Annotated in this window: 17 protein-coding genes; 9 read left to right on the top strand and 8 right to left on the bottom strand. The window is 73.2% G+C overall.

All coding sequences use genetic code 11. The features are described 5' to 3' along the window. Positions 1–22 precede the first annotated feature (22 nt). A complete protein-coding gene (locus KIN34_RS07735; protein WP_214348863.1) occupies positions 23–2332 on the bottom strand; it encodes a sodium-translocating pyrophosphatase in 2310 nt (769 codons plus the stop codon). 238 nt (positions 2333–2570) lie between these two features. Between KIN34_RS07735 and KIN34_RS07730 the strand changes: the two genes are divergently transcribed. The 7 genes from KIN34_RS07730 to KIN34_RS17115 all read left to right on the top strand — a co-directional run bounded on the left by KIN34_RS07730 (position 2571) and on the right by KIN34_RS17115 (position 11923). Continuing rightward, positions 2571–3131, top strand: a complete 561-nt coding sequence (locus tag KIN34_RS07730; RefSeq protein ID WP_307858142.1) for an RNA polymerase sigma factor — start codon at positions 2571–2573, stop codon at positions 3129–3131. Then, positions 3128–5449 carry a hypothetical protein gene (locus KIN34_RS07725; protein WP_214348856.1) on the top strand — a complete coding sequence of 774 codons (2322 nt, stop codon included), beginning with the start codon at positions 3128–3130 and terminating at the stop codon, positions 5447–5449. The genes KIN34_RS07730 and KIN34_RS07725 overlap by 4 nt, the downstream gene beginning before the upstream one ends. 146 nt (positions 5450–5595) lie before the next feature. Continuing rightward, complete coding sequence (locus tag KIN34_RS07720; protein ID WP_214348852.1) at positions 5596–6126, top strand: sigma-70 family RNA polymerase sigma factor; 531 nt, start codon at positions 5596–5598, stop codon at positions 6124–6126. Continuing rightward, the gene (locus KIN34_RS07715) at positions 6123–8348 is read left to right on the top strand and encodes a hypothetical protein (protein WP_214348849.1); all 2226 of its coding nucleotides are present in this window, start codon (positions 6123–6125) and stop codon (positions 8346–8348) included. Before KIN34_RS07720 ends, KIN34_RS07715 begins: the two co-directional genes overlap by 4 nt. A 127-nt stretch (positions 8349–8475) precedes the next feature. After that, a complete protein-coding gene (locus tag KIN34_RS07710) occupies positions 8476–9087 on the top strand; it encodes a DUF4956 domain-containing protein (protein WP_214348846.1) in 612 nt (203 codons plus the stop codon). After that, the gene (locus KIN34_RS07705; protein WP_214348843.1) at positions 9084–9872 is read left to right on the top strand and encodes a polyphosphate polymerase domain-containing protein; all 789 of its coding nucleotides are present in this window, start codon (positions 9084–9086) and stop codon (positions 9870–9872) included. The genes KIN34_RS07710 and KIN34_RS07705 overlap by 4 nt, the downstream gene beginning before the upstream one ends. Before the next feature lie 44 nt (positions 9873–9916). Continuing rightward, positions 9917–11923 carry a carbohydrate-binding domain-containing protein gene (locus KIN34_RS17115; RefSeq protein WP_214348841.1) on the top strand — a complete coding sequence of 669 codons (2007 nt, stop codon included), beginning with the start codon at positions 9917–9919 and terminating at the stop codon, positions 11921–11923. Positions 11924–12003: 80 nt separating this feature from the next. Here the strand turns inward: KIN34_RS17115 and KIN34_RS07695 are convergent, their stop codons facing one another. Next, positions 12004–13398: a hypothetical protein gene (locus tag KIN34_RS07695; RefSeq protein WP_214348839.1), complete on the bottom strand. Its 1395-nt coding sequence runs from the start codon at positions 13396–13398 to the stop codon at positions 12004–12006. Next, positions 13398–13919, bottom strand: a complete 522-nt coding sequence (locus KIN34_RS07690) for an RNA polymerase sigma factor (protein WP_214348837.1) — start codon at positions 13917–13919, stop codon at positions 13398–13400. Before KIN34_RS07690 ends, KIN34_RS07695 begins: the two co-directional genes overlap by 1 nt. 128 nt (positions 13920–14047) lie before the next feature. On the opposite strand from KIN34_RS07690, the gene KIN34_RS07685 reads away from it, so the two are divergent. Together KIN34_RS07685 and KIN34_RS07680 are read left to right on the top strand one after the other, a co-directional pair. After that, complete coding sequence (locus tag KIN34_RS07685) at positions 14048–14608, top strand: RNA polymerase sigma factor (protein WP_214348835.1); 561 nt, start codon at positions 14048–14050, stop codon at positions 14606–14608. A gap of 311 nt (positions 14609–14919) precedes the next feature. Then, positions 14920–15684, top strand: a complete 765-nt coding sequence (locus KIN34_RS07680; protein ID WP_214348833.1) for a hypothetical protein — start codon at positions 14920–14922, stop codon at positions 15682–15684. A 22-nt stretch (positions 15685–15706) separates the two neighbouring features. On the opposite strand, the gene KIN34_RS07675 is transcribed toward KIN34_RS07680, so the two are convergent. The 5 genes from KIN34_RS07675 to KIN34_RS07650 form a co-directional block, all read right to left on the bottom strand. Further along, positions 15707–16447: an anaerobic ribonucleoside-triphosphate reductase activating protein gene (locus KIN34_RS07675; protein WP_372449532.1), complete on the bottom strand. Its 741-nt coding sequence runs from the start codon at positions 16445–16447 to the stop codon at positions 15707–15709. Next, positions 16444–18267, bottom strand: coding sequence for a ribonucleoside triphosphate reductase (locus tag KIN34_RS07670; protein ID WP_214348831.1), 1824 nt, complete (start codon positions 18265–18267; stop codon positions 16444–16446). The genes KIN34_RS07675 and KIN34_RS07670 overlap by 4 nt, the downstream gene beginning before the upstream one ends. Before the next feature lie 433 nt (positions 18268–18700). Beyond that, complete coding sequence (locus tag KIN34_RS07665; protein WP_237689067.1) at positions 18701–19906, bottom strand: 5-oxoprolinase subunit C family protein; 1206 nt, start codon at positions 19904–19906, stop codon at positions 18701–18703. Then, positions 19903–20724 carry a 5-oxoprolinase subunit B family protein gene (locus KIN34_RS07655; protein WP_307858141.1) on the bottom strand — a complete coding sequence of 274 codons (822 nt, stop codon included), beginning with the start codon at positions 20722–20724 and terminating at the stop codon, positions 19903–19905. Before KIN34_RS07655 ends, KIN34_RS07665 begins: the two co-directional genes overlap by 4 nt. Beyond that, positions 20721–21503, bottom strand: a complete 783-nt coding sequence (locus tag KIN34_RS07650; protein WP_214348828.1) for a LamB/YcsF family protein — start codon at positions 21501–21503, stop codon at positions 20721–20723. Before KIN34_RS07650 ends, KIN34_RS07655 begins: the two co-directional genes overlap by 4 nt. Positions 21504–21595 lie beyond the last annotated feature (92 nt).

Here is a 21595-nt window from a genome sequence, read left to right as displayed (position 1 = left end):
CGCGGGCGTGGCCCGCTGGGGGTCAGGAGGCCGGGACGGTGTCCGGCTCCTCGACCGCGTCGCCGACGGCGCTCTCCCGGTCGACCCGAGCCGCGCGCAGGCGGCTGGCGATGACCGCGCCGAACGCGATGAGCGCGGCGACCACCGCGATGCTCAAGCGCAGCACGGTGTTCGCGTCGTCGCCCACCGAGACCACCACCACGGCGGGCGCGATGAGCAGGGCGACGAGGTTCATGACCTTGATCAGCGGGTTGATCGCGGGCCCGGCGGTGTCCTTGAACGGGTCGCCGACGGTGTCACCGATGATCGCGGCCTCGTGCGCCGGGGAGTTCTTCCCGCCGTAGTGGCCGTCCTCGATGATCTTCTTCGCGTTGTCCCAGGTGCCGCCCGCGTTGGCGAGGAACACGGCCATGAGGACACCGGCGCCGATCGCCCCGGCCAGGAAGCCGGCCAGCGGGCCGATGCCCAGGCCGAACCCGACCGCGATGGGCGCGAACGCCGCGAGCAGACCGGGCGTGGCGAGCTCGCGCAGCGAGTCGCGCGTGCAGATGTCGACGACCTTGCCGTACTCAGGCCGGACCTCGCCGGTCATGATGCCGGGGAAGTCACGGAACTGCCGGCGCACCTCGAACACGATCGCGCCGGCGGCCCGGGTGACGGCGTCGATAGCCAGGCCGGAGAACAGGAAGACCGTCGCGCCGCCCAGGATGACGCCCACCAGGGTGATCGGACTGATGATGTTGTACTCCATCATCGCGGCGACCAGGTCGTTCGCCGGGCCGCCGCTGATCTCGCCCAGCTTGCTGCTGACCGCGTCCGCGTAGGAGCCGAACAGCGCGGTGGCTGCCAGCACGGCGGTCGCGATCGCGATGCCCTTGGTGACCGCCTTCGTCGTGTTGCCCACGGCGTCGAGGTCGGTGAGGATCTGCGCGCCCTCCTCGGTCACGTCGCCGGACATCTCCGCGATGCCCTGCGCGTTGTCCGAGACGGGGCCGAACGTGTCCATCGCGACGATCACGCCGACCGTGGTCAGCAGCCCGCAGCCCGCGAGCGCGATGAGGAACAGCGACAGCGCGACCGAGCCGCCCGCGATGAGGAAGACACCGCAGATCGCCGCCGCGATGATGCCCGCGGTGTAGACCGCGGACTCGAACCCGACACCGATGCCGGAGAGGACCACCGTGGCCGCGCCCGTCCGGGTCGTCGCCGCGACGTGGAGCGTCGGCTTGCTCGTCGTCCCCGTGAAGTACCCGGTGACCCACAGGATGATGCCGGCCAGGACGACGCCGATGGCGACGGCGGCGACCGCGATCAGGCGCGGGTCACCGCCGTGGGACTCGAGGCCGGCGGTGCCGCCGGTGAGCTCGGTGAACGTGTCCGGCAGGTAGACGAAGGCGGCGACGGCCGCGAGCAGCACGCCGACCACCGCCGAGATGTAGAAGCCGCGGTTGATCGCGGCCAGCCCGCTCTCGGTGCCGCGGACGCGCGTGATCGCGACACCGAGCGCGGCGACCAGCGCACCGATCGCCGTGACGATCAGCGGGAACACCAGACCCTGCTCGCCGAACGCGGCCTTGCCCAGGATCAGCGCGGCGACCAGCGTCACCGCGTAGGACTCGAACAGGTCCGCGGCCATGCCCGCGCAGTCGCCGACGTTGTCGCCCACGTTGTCCGCGATGGTCGCGGCGTTGCGCGGGTCGTCCTCCGGGATGCCCTGCTCGACCTTGCCGACCAGGTCCGCACCGACGTCCGCGGCCTTGGTGAAGATGCCGCCGCCGACGCGCATGAACATCGCGAGCAGCGCGGCGCCGAAGCCGAAGCCCTCGAGCACGGCCGGCGCGTCACCGCGGTAGATGAGCACCACGGCCGCGGCGCCGAGCAGGCCCAGGCCCACCACGGACATGCCGACGACGCCGCCGGTACGGAACGCGATCCGCGCGCCCTCGGCGCGGCCACCGGGCAGCGACGCGGCCGCCGCGACGCGCAGGTTCGCCCGCGTCGCCAGCCACATGCCCAGGAAGCCGATCGACGCGGAGAAGCCGGCGCCCACCAGGAAGAAGATCGAGCGACCGAGCTTGACGCCGCCGTCACCCGGCAGCAGGAACAGCAGCGCGCAGACCACCACCGCGAACAGCGCGAGCGTGCGGAACTGGCGGTTGAGGTAGGCCGACGCCCCCTCCTGCACCGCCTTGGCGATCTCCTGCATCGACGCCGTGCCCTCGCCCGCCGCGAGCACCTGCCGCCGCAGCACCGCCGCGACGACGAGCGAGGCGACTGCGAGCCCCGCGATGACCCCGACGATCGTCAGGCTCGTGGAACCGAGCTCGACCATGCATCCTCCTCGGACCTGGGGCCCGCCCCCTGCGCGCCCCTGTGCCCGCGGCCCCGTTGCCGCGCGACCGGGGCAGTCTAGCCACGGGGAACGACACGCACGCGACCGGGCGGTGACCTCCGGGCGGCGCGCCGTCGTCGCACTCTCGTCGGACCGGGTGCAACGTTCTGGCACCCGCCGGACGTCAAGGTGGTGAGGGGGCGCGCACCGGGCGTCCACCGACGACGAGGGAGACGTGGTGCCGCGCCGAGCCGACGACGTGCTCACCGACCTGGTCCGCCGCCGCGGGCCGGCGCTGGTGGCGTACGCGCACCTGCTCAGCGGGGACCACGCGGTCGCCCAGGACCTGGTGCAGGACGCGCTGGTCCGTGTGTTCGGGCGGCTGCGGCGCGGGTTCACGCCCGACTCCGCCGAGGCCTACGTCCGGCGCGCGATCCTCACCGTGTTCCTCGACGAGCGGCGGCGGCACGGGCGGTTCACCGACGTCCGGCACGTCGTCGCGACGCCCGACGAGGCCCCCGTGGAACCGCCAGCCGACACCCGGCTCGACCTGCGCGCGGCCCTGTCCCTGCTCGGCCCCCAGCACCGCGCGGCCGTGGTGCTGCGCTACTACGACGACCTCACCGTGCCCGAGGTCGCCGCGCAGATGAACGTCTCGACCGGCACCGCCAAGCGCTACGTGCACGACGCCCTGCGCCGGCTGGAGAGCGTCCTGGGCCCGCTGGGCACCGACGACGACGAGGCGGCGCCCGTGGTGCCGCTGGCTGCCCGCTCCCGCGCGGGCGAGGAGGACTCGTGAACGACGACCTGCACAGCCGCCTGCACGCGCTCGGCGACTCGCCCGACCTCAACCGCCCCGTGGCCGACCTCGACGCCGTGGTCCGGCGCGCCCGGGCCCGCCGTCAGCGCTCCGGCCGGATGCTCGCGGGCGGCGTGGCCGTCGCGCTCGTCGTCGCCGGCACGGCCGCCGCCCTCCCCCGCCTGTCCCACGACGCCCCACCCGCTGTCGACGCGGTCTCCCCGAATGCGCCCGCTGCGTGCCACATGACTCCCGACGAGCTCGCGTCCGACGACCTCGGCGTCCCGCTGGTCGACGCCGTCGACGGGATGGACGGCGCCGACGCCGAGTGGCTGGAGGCCTCGACCACCGTGCTCGAGGACAGCGTGCAGCCGGCGAGCACCGGCCCGTGGCGCCTGACCGTGCAGACCGATCTGACGCCCGAGACGTCGACCGATCCGGTAAGTCTGACGGGGTGGACCTACGGCACCACGGTCGCGCTCGTCCAGCAGTCGCGGACCGTCGCCGTCCTCGACACGTTCCCGGCACCCCCGCGCGCCGAGGCGAGGAAGATGCAGGTCGACGCGGTTCCCCAGCCGTACCCGCTCACCACCGAGATCGAGGCGCCGCCCGTCTCGTGCGCGACCGGTGAGGTCACGGAGCTCGCACCCGGGACCTACCAGCTGGTCGCGTCAACGACGGCAGCCGAGGCCGGTTCCACCGCTCCGCGGGTCCTACGCGCGACGAGCACGCCGATCGACGTGCTCGTCGCGGCCGACTCGCCCGCCGTCGACGCGCTCGGGTGCGGCGCCACCGACGACGAGCTGCGCGCGCTCGCCGACCCGCAGACCAACCCGACGCCGCTCCGGCTCGGCATCGAGACGGCACCGGGCGCTGTCACCGCGGGATCCGAGCTCGCCTTCATGACGACGGTAGTGAATGACGGATCCGACCGCGTCGATGCGACCTTCGACTCGTGGTACCCCCTCGCGCTCGTCACGCAGGGCGGAGTCGTCGTCGGTGGATACGAGCCCGTGTACGACATCCTGAAGCCGCCGCACGACGTCCACCTCGGCCCCGGCTCGACGGCCTCATTCGAGACGTGGTCCGGTCTGCAGACGTGCTTCGAGGGAGACGAGGGCGGCGTGCCGTTACCGCCCGGGGCGTACGAACTCTGGAGTGTCATCACCTTCACTCCCGAGAGGTCCTCGGGCACGGCAGAGCCCGACGCGCGACAGTGGTCGACCGCGGGGGGTCCGTGGGCCTTCGAGATCACGTCCACGGCGGATGGGGACGACGAGCCCACGGCACCCACGGCCAACGCGCTGGCGGTGTGCGGGCTCGCGCTCGCCGACCTCGCCGCAGACGACGGCGGCGTCCCGAGCCAGACAGACCCGGACGCGACCGAGCCGACCGGGGAGCAGCAGTGGTTGTCCGCCCGGTCGACGATCGACGCGACGTCGGTGGACCCCGGGAGCGACGGGCCATGGCGGCTCACGACCGAGATCGACGTGATCCCCGGTCCGGACAACGAGCTCCTGGGACCGCCAGACGGCCGGACCTTCGGGTCGACCGTCGCGCTCCTGCGGGACGGCGTGGTTGTCGCCGTGCTCGAGACGCCGTCCGGCGCACCGACCCGTGCCGAGGCGCAGCAGCTGGACGTCGTCGGCGAACCCCATCCTTTCCCGCTGGCCACGGAGCTCGAGGCTCCGCTCGTCTCCTGCGCCACGGGTCAGGCCACCGAGCTCGAGCCGGGTGACTACCAGCTCGTCTCGTCCACGACCGCGCTCGTGCCGGTCGCCTTCGACGACCTTCGCGTGATCCGCGCGACGAGCACACCCGTCGAGGTCCGGGTCACGCCGACGTCGACGGGCGTCGGTCCGCTGGGCTGCGGCGCCACGGACGACGAGCTGCGCGCGCTGGCCGATCCTCCCAGAAACCCGCCGCCGGTCACGGTGTCCGCGACCGGCCCGCACGCGATCTCCGAGGAATCGTCGCTGACCTTCCCGGTCACGGTGGCCAACGACACAACGGGGCACAACCCGCTGGAGCTCGGGGCGCCGACGGTCGTCGTGACCCGGGACGGCGTGATCGTCGGACGCGACACCGCGGACGCGGGCCTGATGCTCGCGGCGGACGCCGAGGAGGAGATCGAGGTCGGGACGAGCCTGCGCTCGTGCGCCGCCGGCGCCCAGGACCCCACCGCGCTGCCCCCCGGCGACTACGAGCTCTGGCTGGTCCTCCCGGTCACGCTCACGTACGCCGACGAGTTCGCCACCCCGAGCGCCGAGTGGCAGGCGGTCTCCGGCCCCTGGCCGCTGGAGATCACCGCCCTCTGACCGCTTCTGAGAGGAAATGGCGACCGAGAGCGACCAGTTCCTCTCACAAGCGTGGCGGCGGGCGGCGGGTACAACGATTGCGGCAGGTTGGTCGTCTTGGCTGGTGAGGGCGGCACCCGCCGGCCTCGTGACCGAGACGGGGTGCTGTGCCGGACGACGACGTGCTGACCACGCTGGCCCGCGAGCGCGGGCGTGCGCTGTTCGGCTACGCCTACCTGCTCACGGGCGACCGGCACGCCGCCGAGGACCTGGTGCAGGAGGCGCTGGTGCGCACGTTCGCTCGTCGTCGGACCGGGTTCACGCCCGACGACGCCGAGGCGTACGTCCGCCGCGCGATCCTCACGGTGTTCCTGGACGACGCGCGTCGTCGGCAGCGGTGGGCGGGCGTCAAGCACCTGCTGGGGCGGCACGACGAGCCCGCGCGGGACCCCGCGCCCGCGGTCGGAGCCGTGCTCGACGTGCAGGCGGCCCTGGCGACGCTGGCCCCGCAGGAACGCGCCGCCGCCGTGCTGCGCTGGTGCGAGGACCTGACCGTGCCGGAGGTCGCAGCCCGCATGGGCCTGGCCGACGGCACCGTCAAGAGATACCTGTCCACCGCCGGTCACAAGCTCGAGGCCCGGCTCGGCCCTCTCCCCGAGGACGAGTCCGTGCCGCTCACCGGAAGGCCGCTCTCATGACCGAGCGCCACCCCCTGTCGGACGCGCTGAACGCCGTCGAGCACTCCCCCGAGGCCCAGGGCTACGAGGTCCCGGTCGAGCTGATCCGCTCCCGGTCCCGCCGCCGCCGACGCGCCCGCACCGGCGGCGCAGCGGGCGCGCTCGCGCTCGTCGTCGCGGGCGCCGCCCTCGTCGTCCCCAACCTGCCGTCCCCCACACCGGCACCCGCCACCGACGACCGCCCGGCCCCCGGCCTGTGCGGCCTGACCTACGACGAGCTCGCCGCCGACGACGGCGGACCGGACCCGTGGCCCGTCGGCGGCGAGGTGCCGGCCGGGCTCGAGATCGACGCGAGCTCGATCCGGCAGGGCGCGCACAACGCCTGGAGCGTCTCGACCACGTTCGGCACGACGTCGGCAGTGCAGATCGATGAAGACGACGAGCCGTCGGCCGGGGAGACGCCCGCTCCCGTCGTCTCGGGCACACCGACCGGCGCGCGATTCGGCACCACGCTGACGCTCCTCCGCGACGGGGTCGTCGTCGCGGCGCAGACCCGCTACCTGGCGACGCCGTACACGGACAAGGACCCGTTCCCGAACGCCGCCTACGAGACCGCGCCCTTCCCGCAGACGGATCAGGTCAGCACAACGATCGCGCCGTGCACCCCCGGGCCGCTGACGGCTGGCACCTACGACCTCGTCGCGACCCAGACGATGTTCTGGAGCTATCCGGAGGGCGGCAGTATTTTCGTCTCCCGCACGACGAGTGACCCAGTGCCGGTCGAGGTCGACGGCCCCGCACCCGCCGGCCCCACTCCGGCCCCGACGCTGCCTGCGGTGTGCGGCCTGACAACCGAGAGCCTCACCGCCGACGACAGCGACACCGGGAGGACCTTCGACGTGCTGATCGACGCGACGTCGACGCCCGCGAGCGGACCGTGGTCGGTGGCCACCCGCATCGAGGCATCGGGCTCGCCCGGCGCTGTCTGGGCCGCTGTCGGCTGGACCTACGGGACGACGGTGGCGCTGGTCCAGGACGGCACGGTCGTCGCCGTACTCGAGGACCACGAGGCCGCCACGCGTGAGCAGGCTGCGCGCACGGCCGTCGACGCTGAGCCCACGAAGTTCCCCATCGTCGAGGACCTCGCGGGGCGCGTGATCTCGTGCGCCACGGGTGAGCCCGGCGTGCCGCCCGGCGACTACCAGCTCCTCGCGAGCACGACGATCGGGTGGGTCCCGGAGACCGACCCCGAGCTCGAGCCGAGCATCGCCCGCGCAACCAGCGACCCGGTCGACGTCACCGTTCCCGACGCCGCCGGCCAGCCCGATCCGCTGGTGTGCGGTGCGTCGGACGGCGGGTTGCGCACGCTGGCGGACGCGGGCCCGCTCCGCGTGCGTTCCGACTCCGCGCCGGCGAAGCATCCGCTCGGCGGGAACGCGTCGTTCAGGGTCGACGTGACCAACGAGTCCGACGAGCGCGTGCGGGCGACGACAGGGCACCCAGAGGTGATCGTGACCCGAGACGGCGTCGTCGTCGGCGGACTGGAGGCCACGGAGGACATCGGCTTCGACGTGGACCTCGACGCTGGCGAGTCGCAGACGTTCGACGCCAACTCGCTGATGACGGCATGCGCAGGCGCGCACCCCGGTGGCTCGCTGCCGGCGGGTGAGTACGAGCTGTGGGCCGTCACGACCTTCACGCCGCACACGGGTGACGGACCCGACCCCGGCGCCGCCTGGACGACCGCAGGCGGCCCCTGGCCACTGACGGTCGTCGGCGACGACGGCTTCGTTCCGACCAACATCTGGTCACGGCCGTCGTGCGGCGACACCACGGATGACCTCGCCAACCGAGCCGCCTCGACTGCGCAGGGCGCCGTGACGCTGCAAGTCACGCAGTGGGCCAACCCCGACCGCGACGGACGGCTGGCCCAAGTCGACGGCGCCATCGCACTCACGAACGGCGGCGACGAGCCGATCGAGGTCAACTACGTCGGACTCGTAGCGGCGCGACACGGCTTCGTCGTCAGCCGGGGACTCGTCTACGCCGCCTACAGGCCAGAGCTCTGGGTGACGATCGCACCGGGCGAGACGATGACGCTCCCCCGACCCTCCGAGTACGGGGACATCTTCGGGTGCGATCGGGACGGACTTCCGAGCGACGAGCTCGACGTCTGGGTCCAGGTCGAGACCGACGCGGGTGCCCTCGTCGCGGGACCGCACACGCTCAAGGCGATCGACTGACGCTCGCGCACCGATGAACGGCGGGTGAACGAACTCGGACCGGGGGCCCAGGGAAGGCCCAGCGTTCCTCCAGGTCGGGCTGGCTGACTGAGGTCTGTCAGCAAGCCCCGACCTTCAGGAGGCCCCGGTGTCCCCCTACGCCCTCTACGCGGCCGACCTCGTCGCGATCCTCGTCCTCACGTTCGCGGTGTACCTGCCGCGGCACCGGCGCCGGGATCTCGTCGTCGCCTTCCTCGCGGTCAATGTCGGCGTCCTCGCCGTCTCGGCCGCGCTCGCCCAGAGCACGATCGCCGCAGGCCTCGGCCTGGGGCTGTTCGGGGTGCTGTCGATCATCCGGCTGCGGTCCACGGAGCTGGCGCAGTCCGAGGTCGCCTACTACTTCGCGGCGCTCGCGCTCGGCCTGATCGGCGGGCTCGGGACCACGAGCCTGACGCTCGGGGTCGGCCTGATGGCCGCGCTCGTCGTCGTGATCGCGGTCGCCGACAGCCCGCGGATCCTGCACCGGCTGCGGCAGCAGATCGTGGTCGTCGACCGGGCGATCGCCGACGAGACCGCGCTCGTCGCGCACCTCGAGCGGCTGCTCGGCGGGCGGGTCCACTCGGTGACCGTGCAGCGCCTCGACCTGGTGAACGACACGACCGTGGTCGACGTCCGCTACTCGGCCGGCACCCTTCCGGCCGGCGCGAGCACCGCCGCCGCGACGACCACGTACGCGACCGAGCCCGGGACCCTGCGATGAGCGTCTTCGAGGACCGGCTCACGCTGGTCCCGGCGATCGGCCTGGCGGAGATCAACGACGCCGGCGCCGCGCTGCAGACCCGGGTGGACCGCAAGTACGTGGTCCCGACGAGCGCGCTCGCGACGCTGCCGCTCACGCAGGGCGCGCGCGTCCTGGAGATCGAGGGCCGGCGCACGTCGGAGTACGAGTCGGTGTACTTCGACACCGAGAACCTGGACTCCTACCTCGGGGCGGCCCTGCGTCGCCGCGGCCGCTACAAGGTCCGCACCCGCACGTACGCGGACTCGGGCGACTGCTTCGTCGAGGTCAAGACGCGCGGCGCCCGCGGCGCCACGGTCAAGCTCCGCCAGCCGCACGACGGCGAGCCGACGGTCCTGACGGACACCGCGTGGAAGTTCACGACGAGCTCGCTCGGCCCGGCGCGTCGCGTCAGCGGCCCGATGCAGCCCACGCTCGCCAACCGCTACCGCCGCACCACCTTGCTGGTCGACGGCGGACGACCGGGCGTCACCGCCCGCACCACGATCGACACCGACCTGGTGTGGATCGACCCCGAGACCGGCGACGAGCGCCCGATGGGTCCGCTCGCCGTGATCGAGACCAAGACCGGCGCGACACCGTCGGTCACCGACCGGGTGCTGTGGCGTCACGGCCACCGCCCGGTGCGCATCTCGAAGTACGGCACCGGCATGGCCCTGCTGCACCCCGAGCTGCCCCTGACCCCGTGGCGGCGCGTCCTGGACCGGCACATCGAGCCGCGCCGGCGCCTGACCGCCACCGCCTGACTGCTACCCCCTGGCCGCTACCCCCCTGAACCGAGGAGAGAACCATGCGCACCCCCCTGAAGAAGGCCGCCCTGCGAGCCGCTGTCCCCGCGGCGGTGGTCGCGCTGATCCTGGCCGGCTGCACGTCCACGGACGGCACGACGGACTCGTCGTCCGCGTCCGCCGGCTCGTCGGGCACCGCGGACACCACCGGAACCACCGTGCCCGCCTCCACCGACGCCGATCTCACGGTCGAGTCCGCGATGGCGGCCAACACCGCGCCCCACTCGTCGGACAGCTCCTACGACGAGGCCGACGTGGTGGACGTGACGCTCGCGGACGGCGCCTCCTCGTCGGACTCGTCCGCCGTGGCGGTCGACGGCGACACCGTCACCATCTCCGCGGGCGGCGTGTACCGCCTGTCGGGTGCTCTGACGGACGGGCAGGTCGTCGTGACCGCGCCCGACGAGGACGTCACGCTCGTCCTCGACGGCGTCGACCTCACGAGCTCGACCACCTCCCCCCTGCAGGTCCTCGAGGCCGACGAGGTCGTCGTGGTGCTGGCCGACGGCTCGAACAACGCGCTCGCCGACACCGCGTCCTACGCGGACGACGACGAGGCCAGCGGCGCCCTGTTCAGCGCGGGCGACCTGACGATCACGGGCACCGGCGCGCTGGACGTCCAGGGCAACGGCAACGACGGCATCGTGTCCAAGGACGGCCTGGTGATCTCCTCGGGGACCCTCACGGTCGACGCGGTCGACGACGGCATCCGCGGCAAGGACTACGTCGTCGTGGACGGCGGCGACCTCACCGTCCAGGCCGGTGGCGACGCGGTGAAGTCGGACAACGACGAGGACGCGACGCTCGCGTACGTGCTGGTCAACGACGGCACGCTGACCCTCACCGCGGGCGACGACGGGCTGACCGCGACCACCGACGTGCTCGTCGCGGGCGGCACCCTGGCCGTCACCACCGGCGGCGGCGCGGGCGCGACCGTGGCCGATGACGGCTCGCCGAAGGGTCTGGTCGGTGACGCGAGCGTCGTCGTCGGCGGCGGGACCCTCACGGTCGACGCGGCCGACGACGCGATCCACTCCGACGCCGTCGTCTCCGTCACCGGCGGCGACCTGACCCTCGCGACCGGCGACGACGCGGTGCACGGCGAGTACGCGCTGCAGATCTCCGGCGGCACCGTCGACGTCACGCAGGCCGTCGAGGGCCTCGAGGCGCAGGAGATCACCATCCTGGACGGCGACATCACGCTGGTCACGTCCGACGACGGCATCAACGGCTCGGCGGCGGACGCCACGTCCGACGACACCGCGACCGAGAGCACGAACGACGAGGCAGCTCAGCAAGCGCCCGGCGGCGACATGGGTGGCGGGATGGGCGGCGGCGAGATGGCCGCCGACGAGAACGTGCAGGTCACGATCGCGGGCGGGACGCTCGTCGTCGACGCCGAGGGCGACGGTCTCGACTCGAACGGGTCGATGACCATGACCGGCGGGACCGTCGTGGTCTCCGGCCCGACCAACGGCGGCAACGGGTCGCTCGACTACAACGGCACGTTCGAGATCTCGGGCGGCGAGCTGATCGCCGTCGGGTCCTCGGGCATGGCGCAGACGCCGTCCGACGGCTCGTCGCAGTCGTTCGTCGGCATCACGCTGACGACGCAGGGCTCGGCGGGTGACGTGGTCCAGGTCGTGTCCGACGAGGGTGACCTGCTGGCGTCGTTCACCGCGACCAAGTCGTTCGGCTCTGTGGTCTACTCCTCGCCCGACGTCGTCGACGGCGACACCTACACCGCGGTCCTGGGCGGCACGGCCGGCTCCGCCGTCGCAGGTCCGCTGAGCTCCGGTGGCACGGCCGGCACCACCGAGGCCGGAACCGGCACCGCCGGCGAGGTCACCGCGGGCATGGGCGGCGGCGGCATGGGTGGCGGCCCCGGCGGAGACATGGGCAACCCGCCCAGCGGCGACATGGGCGACCGCCCGGCCCCGGGCCAGATGCCGAACCAGCAGGACTCGGGCACGTCCACCGACTCGACGGACACCTCCACCAACGCCTGACCCACCCACCCGCGACCCCGTGATCCCTCCGGCTCTGACCGCTCAGAGCCGGAGGGATCACTGGGTCGGGGAGATTCTGCTCACGGCCCGATCGACTCGGCGACAGCGGGCTCGATGCTGGACAGGACGATCGTGTCCCCGAACCGCGTGTACAGGTACTCGAGCGCGGCGGGGTCGTTCCAGGCACTGCCCACGTGCAGGACGACGGCCTGGTCGGCGGGCGAATAGCCGCCGGAGAAGCCGAAGCCAGGGAACTCTGGGTCGTTGTTGGCGGCGTCGGCGACAGCCCGGGCGAGCGCCTGACCCTCGGCATCCGAGATCTCGGTCGTCTTCGTGACCATCGTCGTCGACCCACTGGTGTCGGCGGCGAGTGCCTCCGTCAGCTCGGCGCGGTACCTCTCGGCGTCCGGCGCATCGTCGACGATCCACATCGTGTACGTGGAGGTGACCCGGTCGTACACGCCCCCGCCGTCGGCTCCCGGGTACCGGTCCCGCACCGCGCCGATCGCGTGCGCGACCTTGGTGCGCTGCACGCCGGTGGGACCATCAGACACCCCATCGCCGTCGCCACCGCCTCGCGGGCCGGCGTACCAACCGAGACCCTCGTAGGACGCGCAGGACGCCGGGAGAGTGAGCGGACCGCCGAGGGAGACATCGCCATCGCCGATCTCGACGCCGTTCCCGGCGACTCTCACCAGATCACCCAGATGGAACTCAGTCGCGGACCGCAGATCGACGAGCACCGCGCGCGGCGCGTCCCAGAACCAGCTCGGTCCGACGACTAGCAGCGCGTCGCCGAGCATCACGCACCCGTCGAGCTCGTTCAGCGTGCCCCCGCCGAGCGCCTGGAACCCGCTGTCCTGCTCGACGGTCGCGACCGCAACCTCGGGCGTCGCTCGAACGTCGAACGGAGGCGGGTCATCCGCACCCCGAGGGAGTGGGGTGCCGGCGAGCCAGAGGTCACCGTCGAAGTCGGCGCAACTCGTCGGGAGCACGGGCTGGTCGAGATCGCCGACGGCGACGCGCTGCCCGCCAAGCTGGAACTCGTCGCCCAGGTGGTACCCCTCGCTCTGGCTGCTGGGCAGCCACCGGAGCTCGCCGGCCGCGCCCGCCCAGGACCAGACCGGCTTGTTCACGACGAGCAACGTGTCCGGGTCGATCGCGAGGCAGCCGTCGACCGACTGCAGCCTGACGTCGGCGACGTCCTCGTCGGGCACGACCGCTCCCTCGACGGTCACGGCGCCGACCGCCTCGGGGACCGCGGGCGGGGCCGGCTTCGTCTCCAAGAGGTGCGCGCCCACGAGCCCGACGCCCCCGACCACCAGGACCGAGGCCGCCGCGGCGGCGACGAGGGGCCAGCGGGGGCGGCGACGCACCGGGATCGGCGCGGTGACGCGGTCGGGGCCGACGACGTCGGCGACCTCGGCGTCGACCTGGGCGCGGAACGCGTGGCGGAACTCCTGCTCGGTGAACATCACGCCCTCCTCGTCGGGCTCGGTCCGGTGACGGACAGCCTGCGCAGCGCCTTGTGCGCGGTGACCCGCACGGTGCTGCGGGAGATGCCGAGGACCTGGGCGATCTCGCGGTCGTCAAGGTCCTCGATGTAGCGCAGGGTCAGGACGGCCCGCGCCTGCGGCGGCAGCCCGGCGACCAGTGACACCGCGGCGGCCACGGACTCGAGCTCGGCGTACGCGTCCGGCCCGGCTCGCTCGCTCACCTCTGCGCTGACCACGGGCACCTCCGAGCGCCCGACCTGGTCCAGGTAGAGCCGCACCATGACCGTGCGGACGTAGGCGAGCTGGTGGCGCGCTCGTCGGACGTGGTCCCAGCGGTCCAGCAGCCGGACGGACGTGTCCTGGACCAGGTCCTCGGCCGCGGTCCGCTCCCGGCACAGACCGAACGCGACCCGCAGGAGCGCCGGCCGGTGCTCGCCGACGAACCGCGCGACCTCGTCGCCCACGTCGTCGGCGACCTGCGTCGACGGTCCGCTCCTCATACCCACCAAGACTGCCGTGCGGAGCCGATCTGTTTACCGGTCCACACGCCGGCTTCGGCCGTGACCCCAACCGGGACGCCGCGGCATGCGTCATCAGGGGTAGGAAGGTGGACGACGGAGGGGACTCGATGGCCTGGCAAGCGGTGCTCGACGAGCTGGTCCGCGATCGCGGGCGCGCGCTCGTCGGGCACGCGTACCTGCTCACCGGCGACCTCCGCGACGCCGAGGACCTGGTCCAGGACGCGCTGGTGAAGGTCTTCGCCGGCCGGCGCGCGTCCGGCGAGGTCGCCTCCGCGGAGGCCTATGTACGACGAGCCATCCACACGTTGTACATCGACGGCTTCCGACGCCGGCGGCACTGGGCCACCATCCGGCACCTGCACGCCGCGCCCGACGCGACCCCGACGGACGGACCCGACGGCCCGACCGACCTGCTCGTCGGGAACCGCTTGGTCCTTGCGCAGGCGCTCGCCGGGCTCAGCCCGCGCGAGCGCACGTGCGTCGTGCTGCACCACGTCGAGGACCTGCCAGTCGACGAGATCGCGGCGCTGCTCTCGCTCAGCACGGGCGCGGTCAAGCGCTACCTGTCCGACGGCCGCCGCGCCCTGCGCGAGCGCCTCGGCGACCCGCCCGACGAGGCCGCCGGCTCCGACGAACGACTCGACCTGACCCCACGGAGGACACGATGAGCGACCACCTGCACGACCAGCTCGCGGACCTCGCGCACGCCGCAGCCGCCGCCTCCCCCTCGCTCGGAGCCTCCGCCGTGCGCCGAGTCACCACGCGCGTCCGCCGCCGCCGCGCCGCCCGGCAGGTCGGCACCGGCACCGTCGCCGCGTGCGCGGTGGGCGCCGTCGCGTTCGGCGCGGCCCAGGTGAACGGCTCGTCGGGTCGCCTGCCTGCCGCCCCCACCACGAGCTCGACCGACCCGACCGCGCCGATCACCCGCGACGCGTCGCCCACCGAGAGCCCGTGGATCGAGAACCCGCCGCCGATGGTCTTGTGGCAGAAGTACTTCGCCTGCGGCGAGCCCGTGGGCCTGACGGTCCACACCCGCCCGGACGCCGCGGGGCTCGTCCTCGCCGCCGACGACGACCTCTCCGTCACGCTCGGCGTCGCGGGGGACGCGTCGGTCTCGGCCACGGTGCCGGTCGCTGGCACGTTCGCGCTCGTCGGCGAGGACGGCGACATCGTCGGCTACCTGTACCCCGACGAGGACGCGCAGACCACCGTCCATCTCGACGCCGCCCAGGGCGACACCACCCGCCTCGACGACGGCGTCCACCTGATCGCCTGCGACGACACCGAGATCCCCGACCGGGTCACCGCCTGGCCGTTCGTCCAGGCCACGATCGTGGAGACCTCCGCCGACGACAAGAGCGAGCGCGCGGTCGTCGCCGTCGCCGACGCCCGCACCCTCGACCTGGCGCCGTACCGCGCGGATGACGTCTCGGGGTCGGCCTTCGATCCGGTCACGATCATCTCGTCGGAAGTCGGCTGGTCCGCCAACCAGAACGGCGAGCCCGTGGTCGATCTCGCGGCCAGAACGGTGACACTCCGGACGGGCGGATCCACGAGCTGCCCCTATCTCCCGAAGCGCATCAGGATCGAAGGCGATGTCATCCAGATCGTCACCGGTGTGGCTGAGGGCGACGCCTGCACACTGGACGTCAAGAGCTTCACCTACGTCGTCGCGATCCCTGAGGAGTTCAGCCCTCGAGGTGAGCCGACCGTCGAGGTCTTCAGCGATCGGGACACTGCCTGAGGAGGCGGCACATCGCGCAACGTCAGCGGCGGTGGGCGGCGGCGAGGGCTTGTTGGTACTCCGTCGTCGTGCCGTCGGGGCGGACCTGTTGGAGGACGTGGTCCTGGACGCCGACGGCGCGGAGCTCGGCGGTCAGGGCGTGCACGTCCTCGTCGGACAGGACCGTGGGGTCCACCGTGGTGCGGACCTGGACGTCGACGCCCGCGTCCAGCACCAGCCGCAGGCTCGTGAATGCCTGGTCCGCGGCGGTCGTCGGGCCGCCGACGCGGGTGATCGCGCGGTAGAGCGTCCGCGGGGCCTTGACGTCGAAGCCGATCCAGTCGACCAGCGGGAGCAGCGCCTCGAGCCGGCGCGGGTAGGCGCCGCCGGTGTGCAGCCCGACGCCGAAGCCCGCCGCCCGGACCTCGCGCATCGCGTCCGCGAGCGCCGCCTGCCTCGTCGGCTCCCCACCGGAGAACACCACCCCGTCCAGGAGCCCGGTCCGACGAGCCAGCAGCTCGCGGACCTCCTGCCACGCGACCTGCCCGGGCGCTCGCGCGTCCAGGATCGCGTGGTTGTGGCAGTACGTGCAGCGCCAAGGGCAGCCCTGCAGGAACGCGGTCGCCACGAGCCGCCCGGGCCAGTCGCACGACGACATCCGCGTGACCCCGGCGATGACGAGCCCGTCCGCGCGCGCCCCGGGCCGCGCCCGCTCGTCGGACAGGACAACGGGTGGACTTCCTCCCGCCTGGCGGGAGGAAGTCCACCCACTGGTCGTCGTCACGCCAGCGCCGCCACGGACTCGCGGAAGTGCGTGCGCTCGGCGTGCTCGCCCTTCTTGCCGACGTTGAACGACGAGACCGGCCGGTGGTAGCCCATGACGCGCGTCCACACCTCGCACTCCTGCATCCGGCCGGCCTCCGCGCAGCGCGGGCACTCCTGGTGCTCGCCGGCGAGGTAGCCGTGGTTCGGGCAGATCGAGAACGTCGGCGTGACGGTGAGGTACGGCAGCCGGAACCGGGACAGCGAGCGCCGGACCAGCTCGCGCGCGGCGTCCGGCGTGGACAGGCGCTCGGACATGTACAGGTGCAGGACCGTGCCGCCGGTGTACTTGGTCTGCAGCTCGTCCTGCCGCTCGAGGGCCTCGAACGGGTCGTCGGTGAAGCCCACGGGGAGCTGCGAGGAGTTGGTGTAGTACGGGTTGGCGTCCGTGCCGGCCTGCAGGATGCCCGGGAACCGCGCGCGGTCCTCCTTGGCCAGCCGGTACGTGGTGCCCTCGGCGGGCGTGGCCTCCAGGTTGTAGAGGTGCCCGGTCTCCTCCTGGAACTCGACCATCGCGGCGCGCACGTGGTCCAGGAGCCGCACGGCGAGCGCGTGCCCACGGGGGTCGGTGAGGTCGTACTCGTCGCCGCTGAAGTTGCGCACCATCTCGTTGATGCCGTTCACGCCGATCGTGGAGAAGTGGTTGTCGAGGCTCGCCAGGTAGCGCCGGGTGTACGGGAACAGCCCTTCGTCGATCAGGCGGGCGATCACCGCGCGCTTGAGCTCGAGGCTGGTGCGGGCCAGGTCCAGCAGCTCGTCGAGGTGGGCCAGGAGCGCGGTCTCGTCGCCCGCGTGGCGGTAGCCCAGGCGCGCGCAGTTGACCGTGACGACGCCGATCGAGCCCGTCTGCTCCGCCGAGCCGAACAGCCCGTTGCCGCGCTTGAGCAGCTCGCGCAGGTCCAGCTGCAGGCGGCAGCACATGGACCGGACGTCGCCGGGCTTCATTTCCGAGTTGATGAAGTTCTGGAAGTACGGCAGGCCGTACTTGGCGGTCATGGCGAACAGCGCGTCGGCGTTGGAGCTGTGCCAGTCGAAGTCCTCGGTGATGTTGTACGTGGGGATCGGGAACGTGAAGACGCGCCCCGTGGCGTCGCCCTCGGTCATGATCTCGATGTACGCGCGGTTGATGACGTCCATCTCCGGCTGCAGGTCGCCGTAGGTGAAGTCGCACGGCTCGTCGCCCACCATCGGCACCTGGTCCTTGAGGTCGTCCGGGCACACCCAGTCGAACGTCAGGTTGGTGAACGGCGTCTGCGTGCCCCACCGGCTCGGCACGTTCAGGTTGTAGACGAGCTCCTGGATGCCCTGCTTGACCTGCGCGTACGTGAGCTGGTCCGTGCGCACGTACGGCGCCATGTACGTGTCGAAGCTGCTGAACGCCTGCGCTCCTGCCCACTCGTTCTGCATGGTGCCGAGGAAGTTGACGATCTGGCCGATCGCGGCGCTGAAGTGCTTCGCCGGGCGCGCGTCGACCTTGCCCGGGATCCCGCCCAGCCCCTCCTGGAGCAGCGTGCGCAGGCTCCAGCCGGCGCAGTAGCCGGAGAGCATGTCGAGGTCGTGGATGTGCAGGTCGCCCTCGCGGTGCGCCTGGCCGACCGCGGCCGGGTACACCTGGCTGAGCCAGTAGTTCGCGACGACCTTGCCCGCGGTGTTGAGGATCAGCCCGCCCAGGCTGTAGCCCTGGTTCGCGTTGGCGTTGACCCGCCAGTCGCTGCGGTCCAGGTACTCGTCGATCGACGACGCGACGTCGACGGTCACGGCGGGCGCTGCAGGCTCGGGCATGTCGGTTCTCTCCTCGGTTCGCGGCTCCGGCCCCTTCGGGCGACCACCAGATGTAGTGGCTAACCCCGAGGCGGCTCACAAGATGTGGGCATTTCTATGCCTGGGTCCTCCACCGAGCCGGGACCAAGGTCCCCGTGTCCGACGAGCCCGCCGGTCCTGGACGCGGCGCCCCGCTCAACTCGCGGCGTGTCGCTCCGGGCCCCGCGCATCCCTACGGCGTGTCGCTCCGCCCCGGGTGCGGGTCCGGCAGCGCGCCCCTCCGCCTGTCGGGGCACCGACGGCGCGTCGCGGCCCGGAGGCGTTCACGACTCGGCGTGTACGTAGGCCAGGCGTACACGACCGATCTCGAGGTCGGCTGTGCCGTGACGCGCCGTGGAGGGACGCGCCGGTCCGCGTCCCACCGCGGCTCTCGACCCCACCCCGGAGGTGGGCGTCACTGCGCGAGGGTGAGAGCCATCTGCACCCGGTCGCCCGGCCGGAGCTGGGCCAGCCGGTCGACATCGGTCAGGCGGAGCACCGCGACCACCGGGTAGCCGCCCGTGACGGGGTGGTCGACGCCGAAGACGACCGGGCTCCCGTCGGGCGGCACCTGCACCGCGCCCGGCACCAGACCGACGGGCGCCAGCTCGCGTCCGACGAACCCTCGCGATCGGGTGAGCGGCGGACCGTCCAGCCGCACGGCCACCCGGTCGCTCGCCGGCAGCACCGTGAAGCCCTCGGGTGAGCAGAGCACCGAGGGCCACCGGTCGTCGAACCAGTGCGCGTGCGGCCCGGGCTCCACGCGCAGCACCACGTGCTCCTCGCCGCCCTCGCTCTCGGGTTCCCCGGTCGCCCGGGCGCCGACGTCGTGTGCTGTCACCGAGAGCACGGGATCATCCCCGTGCACTCGACGAGAGCGCGTGCTCTCGAGGTGCGGCGCACCAGATGAGGGCAGCGCGGCTACCGGTAGGACGTCGCCGACGACGAGCGGAGCGGGGCCGATGCCGCCGAGGCGGTCGGTCGCCCTCGACCCCAGCACAGGCTCGACGGCGAGGCCACCTCGCACGGCGAGGCATGTCCGCAGCCCCCGCTCGGGTCGCCCGAGCTCGAGCACGTCGCCGTCGGCGAGCTGCAGCACCTGGACGGCCGCGCCGAGACCGCGCGGAACCGGGACGACCGGCTCCAGGTCCCGCCGCGCCTGGCCTCCCGGACCGAGATCTCGTGGTCTCAGCGAGAGCACGCGATCGGTCACGTGTGCTCGTCGAGGCAGCGTGCTCTGGCCGGCTGGCGGCGGCATGGGACCCGAGGCAGGCGGAGGCGCGGTAGGCGGCGGGGTGGTGGGCAGGGTGGTGGGTGGGGTGGCCGGGATCGTGTGCACCGGGAGTCGGGCGCCGGCGAGGGCGACGAGCAGCGGGCCGTGCGCGCGGAGCCTCAGTCCGCCCATCAGCACCTCCAGGCCGGCGGCGCCGTCGTCGTTGCCGACCGCGCGGTTCGCCGCTCGCAGCGCCCCTGCGTCGGCGGCCCCCGACCGGCCGACGCCCACGTGCGCCCAGCCCGGCCGACCCAGGTCCTGCACCAGCGTGAGCAGCCCGGGGTCCAGCACCTCGAGCGCCGCCGCGGGCACCGCCGCAGTCGTCGGGGCCGCCCCCGTGCCGCTCATCGCGCCGCCTCGAACCGGACGCGCGTACCGGGCGTGAGCAGCGCGGGCTCGGCGCGCGCGACGTCGAACAGCGTGGTCCGGCTCGTCCCGAGCAGCCGCCATCCGCCCGGCGTCGCCGCGGGGTACACCGCGGTGAACCGGTCCGCGACAGCCACCGACCCCGCGGGGACACGCTCGCGCGGACTCGTGCGCCGCGGCACGACGAGCGCCGGGTCCAGCCCGACGAGGTACGCGAACCCCGGCATGAACCCGCCGAACGCCACCGTGTAGGTCGGCGCGAGGTGCCGAGCGACGACGTCCTCCACGGACAGCCCGGTGGCGTCGGCGACGTCGTGGAGGTCCGGCCCGTCGTAGGTCACGGGCAGCACGACGAGCCTCGGCTCGACGACCAGGAGACGCTCGCGCTCGACGCGTGGCGGCGCGTCGCCGGACGCGTCGCGACGAGCCCGGGACGCGCCCGGCCGGTGGGCGGGCCACTCGTCGGACCGGTCGGCGGCCCGGTCGGCGGCCCGGTCGACAGCCTGGTCGTCGGCCTGCTCGTCGGCCTGCTCGTCGGCGCGGGTGAGGACGCTCCGGATCCGGCGCCCGAGAGCGCGCAGGTCGGTGCCCGGCCGCACGCGCACGAGGATCGTCTCCGCCGCGGGCACCTGGTCCTCGACGTCGTCCCATCCGCCGCCGGCGCGGGCGGCCCGCAGGGCGTCGTCGGCGCGCCGCACGGCGGCGAGGTCGGGCACCTCGACGAGCACGGCCGCCGCGCCGAAGCGCACGATCCGCGCGACGTGGCCCCCCGCGTCGCGCGCCTCGTCGGACGCTCTCACGGCAGACCCGCGAACGGCACGACCGTGACGCCCGCGGATGCGAGCTCCGCGCGCACCTGGCGCGCGAGCGCGACGGCTCCCGGGGTGTCGGAGTGCACGCACACCGTCTCGACGTCGAGGGCGACGTCGGACCCGTCGACCGCGCGCACGCGTCGCTCGGTGGCGATGCGCACGACGCGCTCGGCCACCGCACGCTCGTCGATCAGCAGGTCGCCGTCCTGCCCGCGCGGCACCAGGGTGCCGTCAGCGCGGTAGCCGCGGTCCGCGAACGCCTCGGCCACGCCCCGGAACCCGCGCCGGCGCGCCTCGGCCAGCACGGCCGAGCCCGGCAGGCCGACCACCGGCAGCGATCCGACCGACGCCGAGTCCATCGCGTCGAGCACCGCAGCCGCGTGCTCCTCGTGGTGCACGATCGCGTTGTAGAGGGCGCCGTGCGGCTTGACGTACGTGATGCGGGCGCCCTGGGCAGCGGCCGCACCGGAGACGAGCTCGAGCTGGGCCGCGACCTGGGCGCGCAGCTCGTCGGGCGGGACGTCGAGGAACCGGCGGCCGAAGTGCTCGCGGTCCACGTAGGACACGTGCGCACCGAGCGCGACGCCGCGTGCCGCGGCGGCCCGAGCGACGCACACCATCGTCCGCTCGTCGCCCGCGTGCCCGCCGCAGGCCAGGTTCGCGCTGGTGACGACGCCGAGGAGCTCCTGATCGAGGCCGACGACGCCCGGCTCCCACGCGTCGACGCCCTCGCCGAGGTCGCAGTTCAGGTCCAGCGTCACGTCCACGGCGCCACCTTGCCACGCGCGGTCGGGCGGGACGGTCGCTCTCGTCGTGCTGGGCCTCGTCGTGCTGGGCCTCGTCGTCCGGGTACTCGTCG

The sequence above is a fragment of the Cellulomonas fulva genome, assembly GCF_018531375.1.
GTDB classification, from domain to species: Bacteria; Actinomycetota; Actinomycetes; order Actinomycetales; family Cellulomonadaceae; genus Cellulomonas; species Cellulomonas fulva.
The sequence above is the reverse complement of the archived record's forward strand: the minus strand, read 5'-3'. Positions and strand labels throughout refer to the sequence as shown.

Coding starts and splice junctions, on each gene's coding strand:
- KIN34_RS07695 (WP_214348839.1), bottom strand. CDS start 13,398: ATGTTCACCGAGCAGGAGTTCCGCCACGCGTTCCGCGCCCAGGTCGAC.
- KIN34_RS07715 (WP_214348849.1), top strand. CDS start 6,123: ATGACCGAGCGCCACCCCCTGTCGGACGCGCTGAACGCCGTCGAGCAC.
- KIN34_RS07670 (WP_214348831.1), bottom strand. CDS start 18,267: ATGCCCGAGCCTGCAGCGCCCGCCGTGACCGTCGACGTCGCGTCGTCG.
- KIN34_RS07685 (WP_214348835.1), top strand. CDS start 14,048: ATGGCCTGGCAAGCGGTGCTCGACGAGCTGGTCCGCGATCGCGGGCGC.
- KIN34_RS17115 (WP_214348841.1), top strand. CDS start 9,917: ATGCGCACCCCCCTGAAGAAGGCCGCCCTGCGAGCCGCTGTCCCCGCG.
- KIN34_RS07735 (WP_214348863.1), bottom strand. CDS start 2,332: ATGGTCGAGCTCGGTTCCACGAGCCTGACGATCGTCGGGGTCATCGCG.
- KIN34_RS07705 (WP_214348843.1), top strand. CDS start 9,084: ATGAGCGTCTTCGAGGACCGGCTCACGCTGGTCCCGGCGATCGGCCTG.
- KIN34_RS07690 (WP_214348837.1), bottom strand. CDS start 13,919: ATGAGGAGCGGACCGTCGACGCAGGTCGCCGACGACGTGGGCGACGAG.
- KIN34_RS07665 (WP_237689067.1), bottom strand. CDS start 19,906: ATGAGCGGCACGGGGGCGGCCCCGACGACTGCGGCGGTGCCCGCGGCG.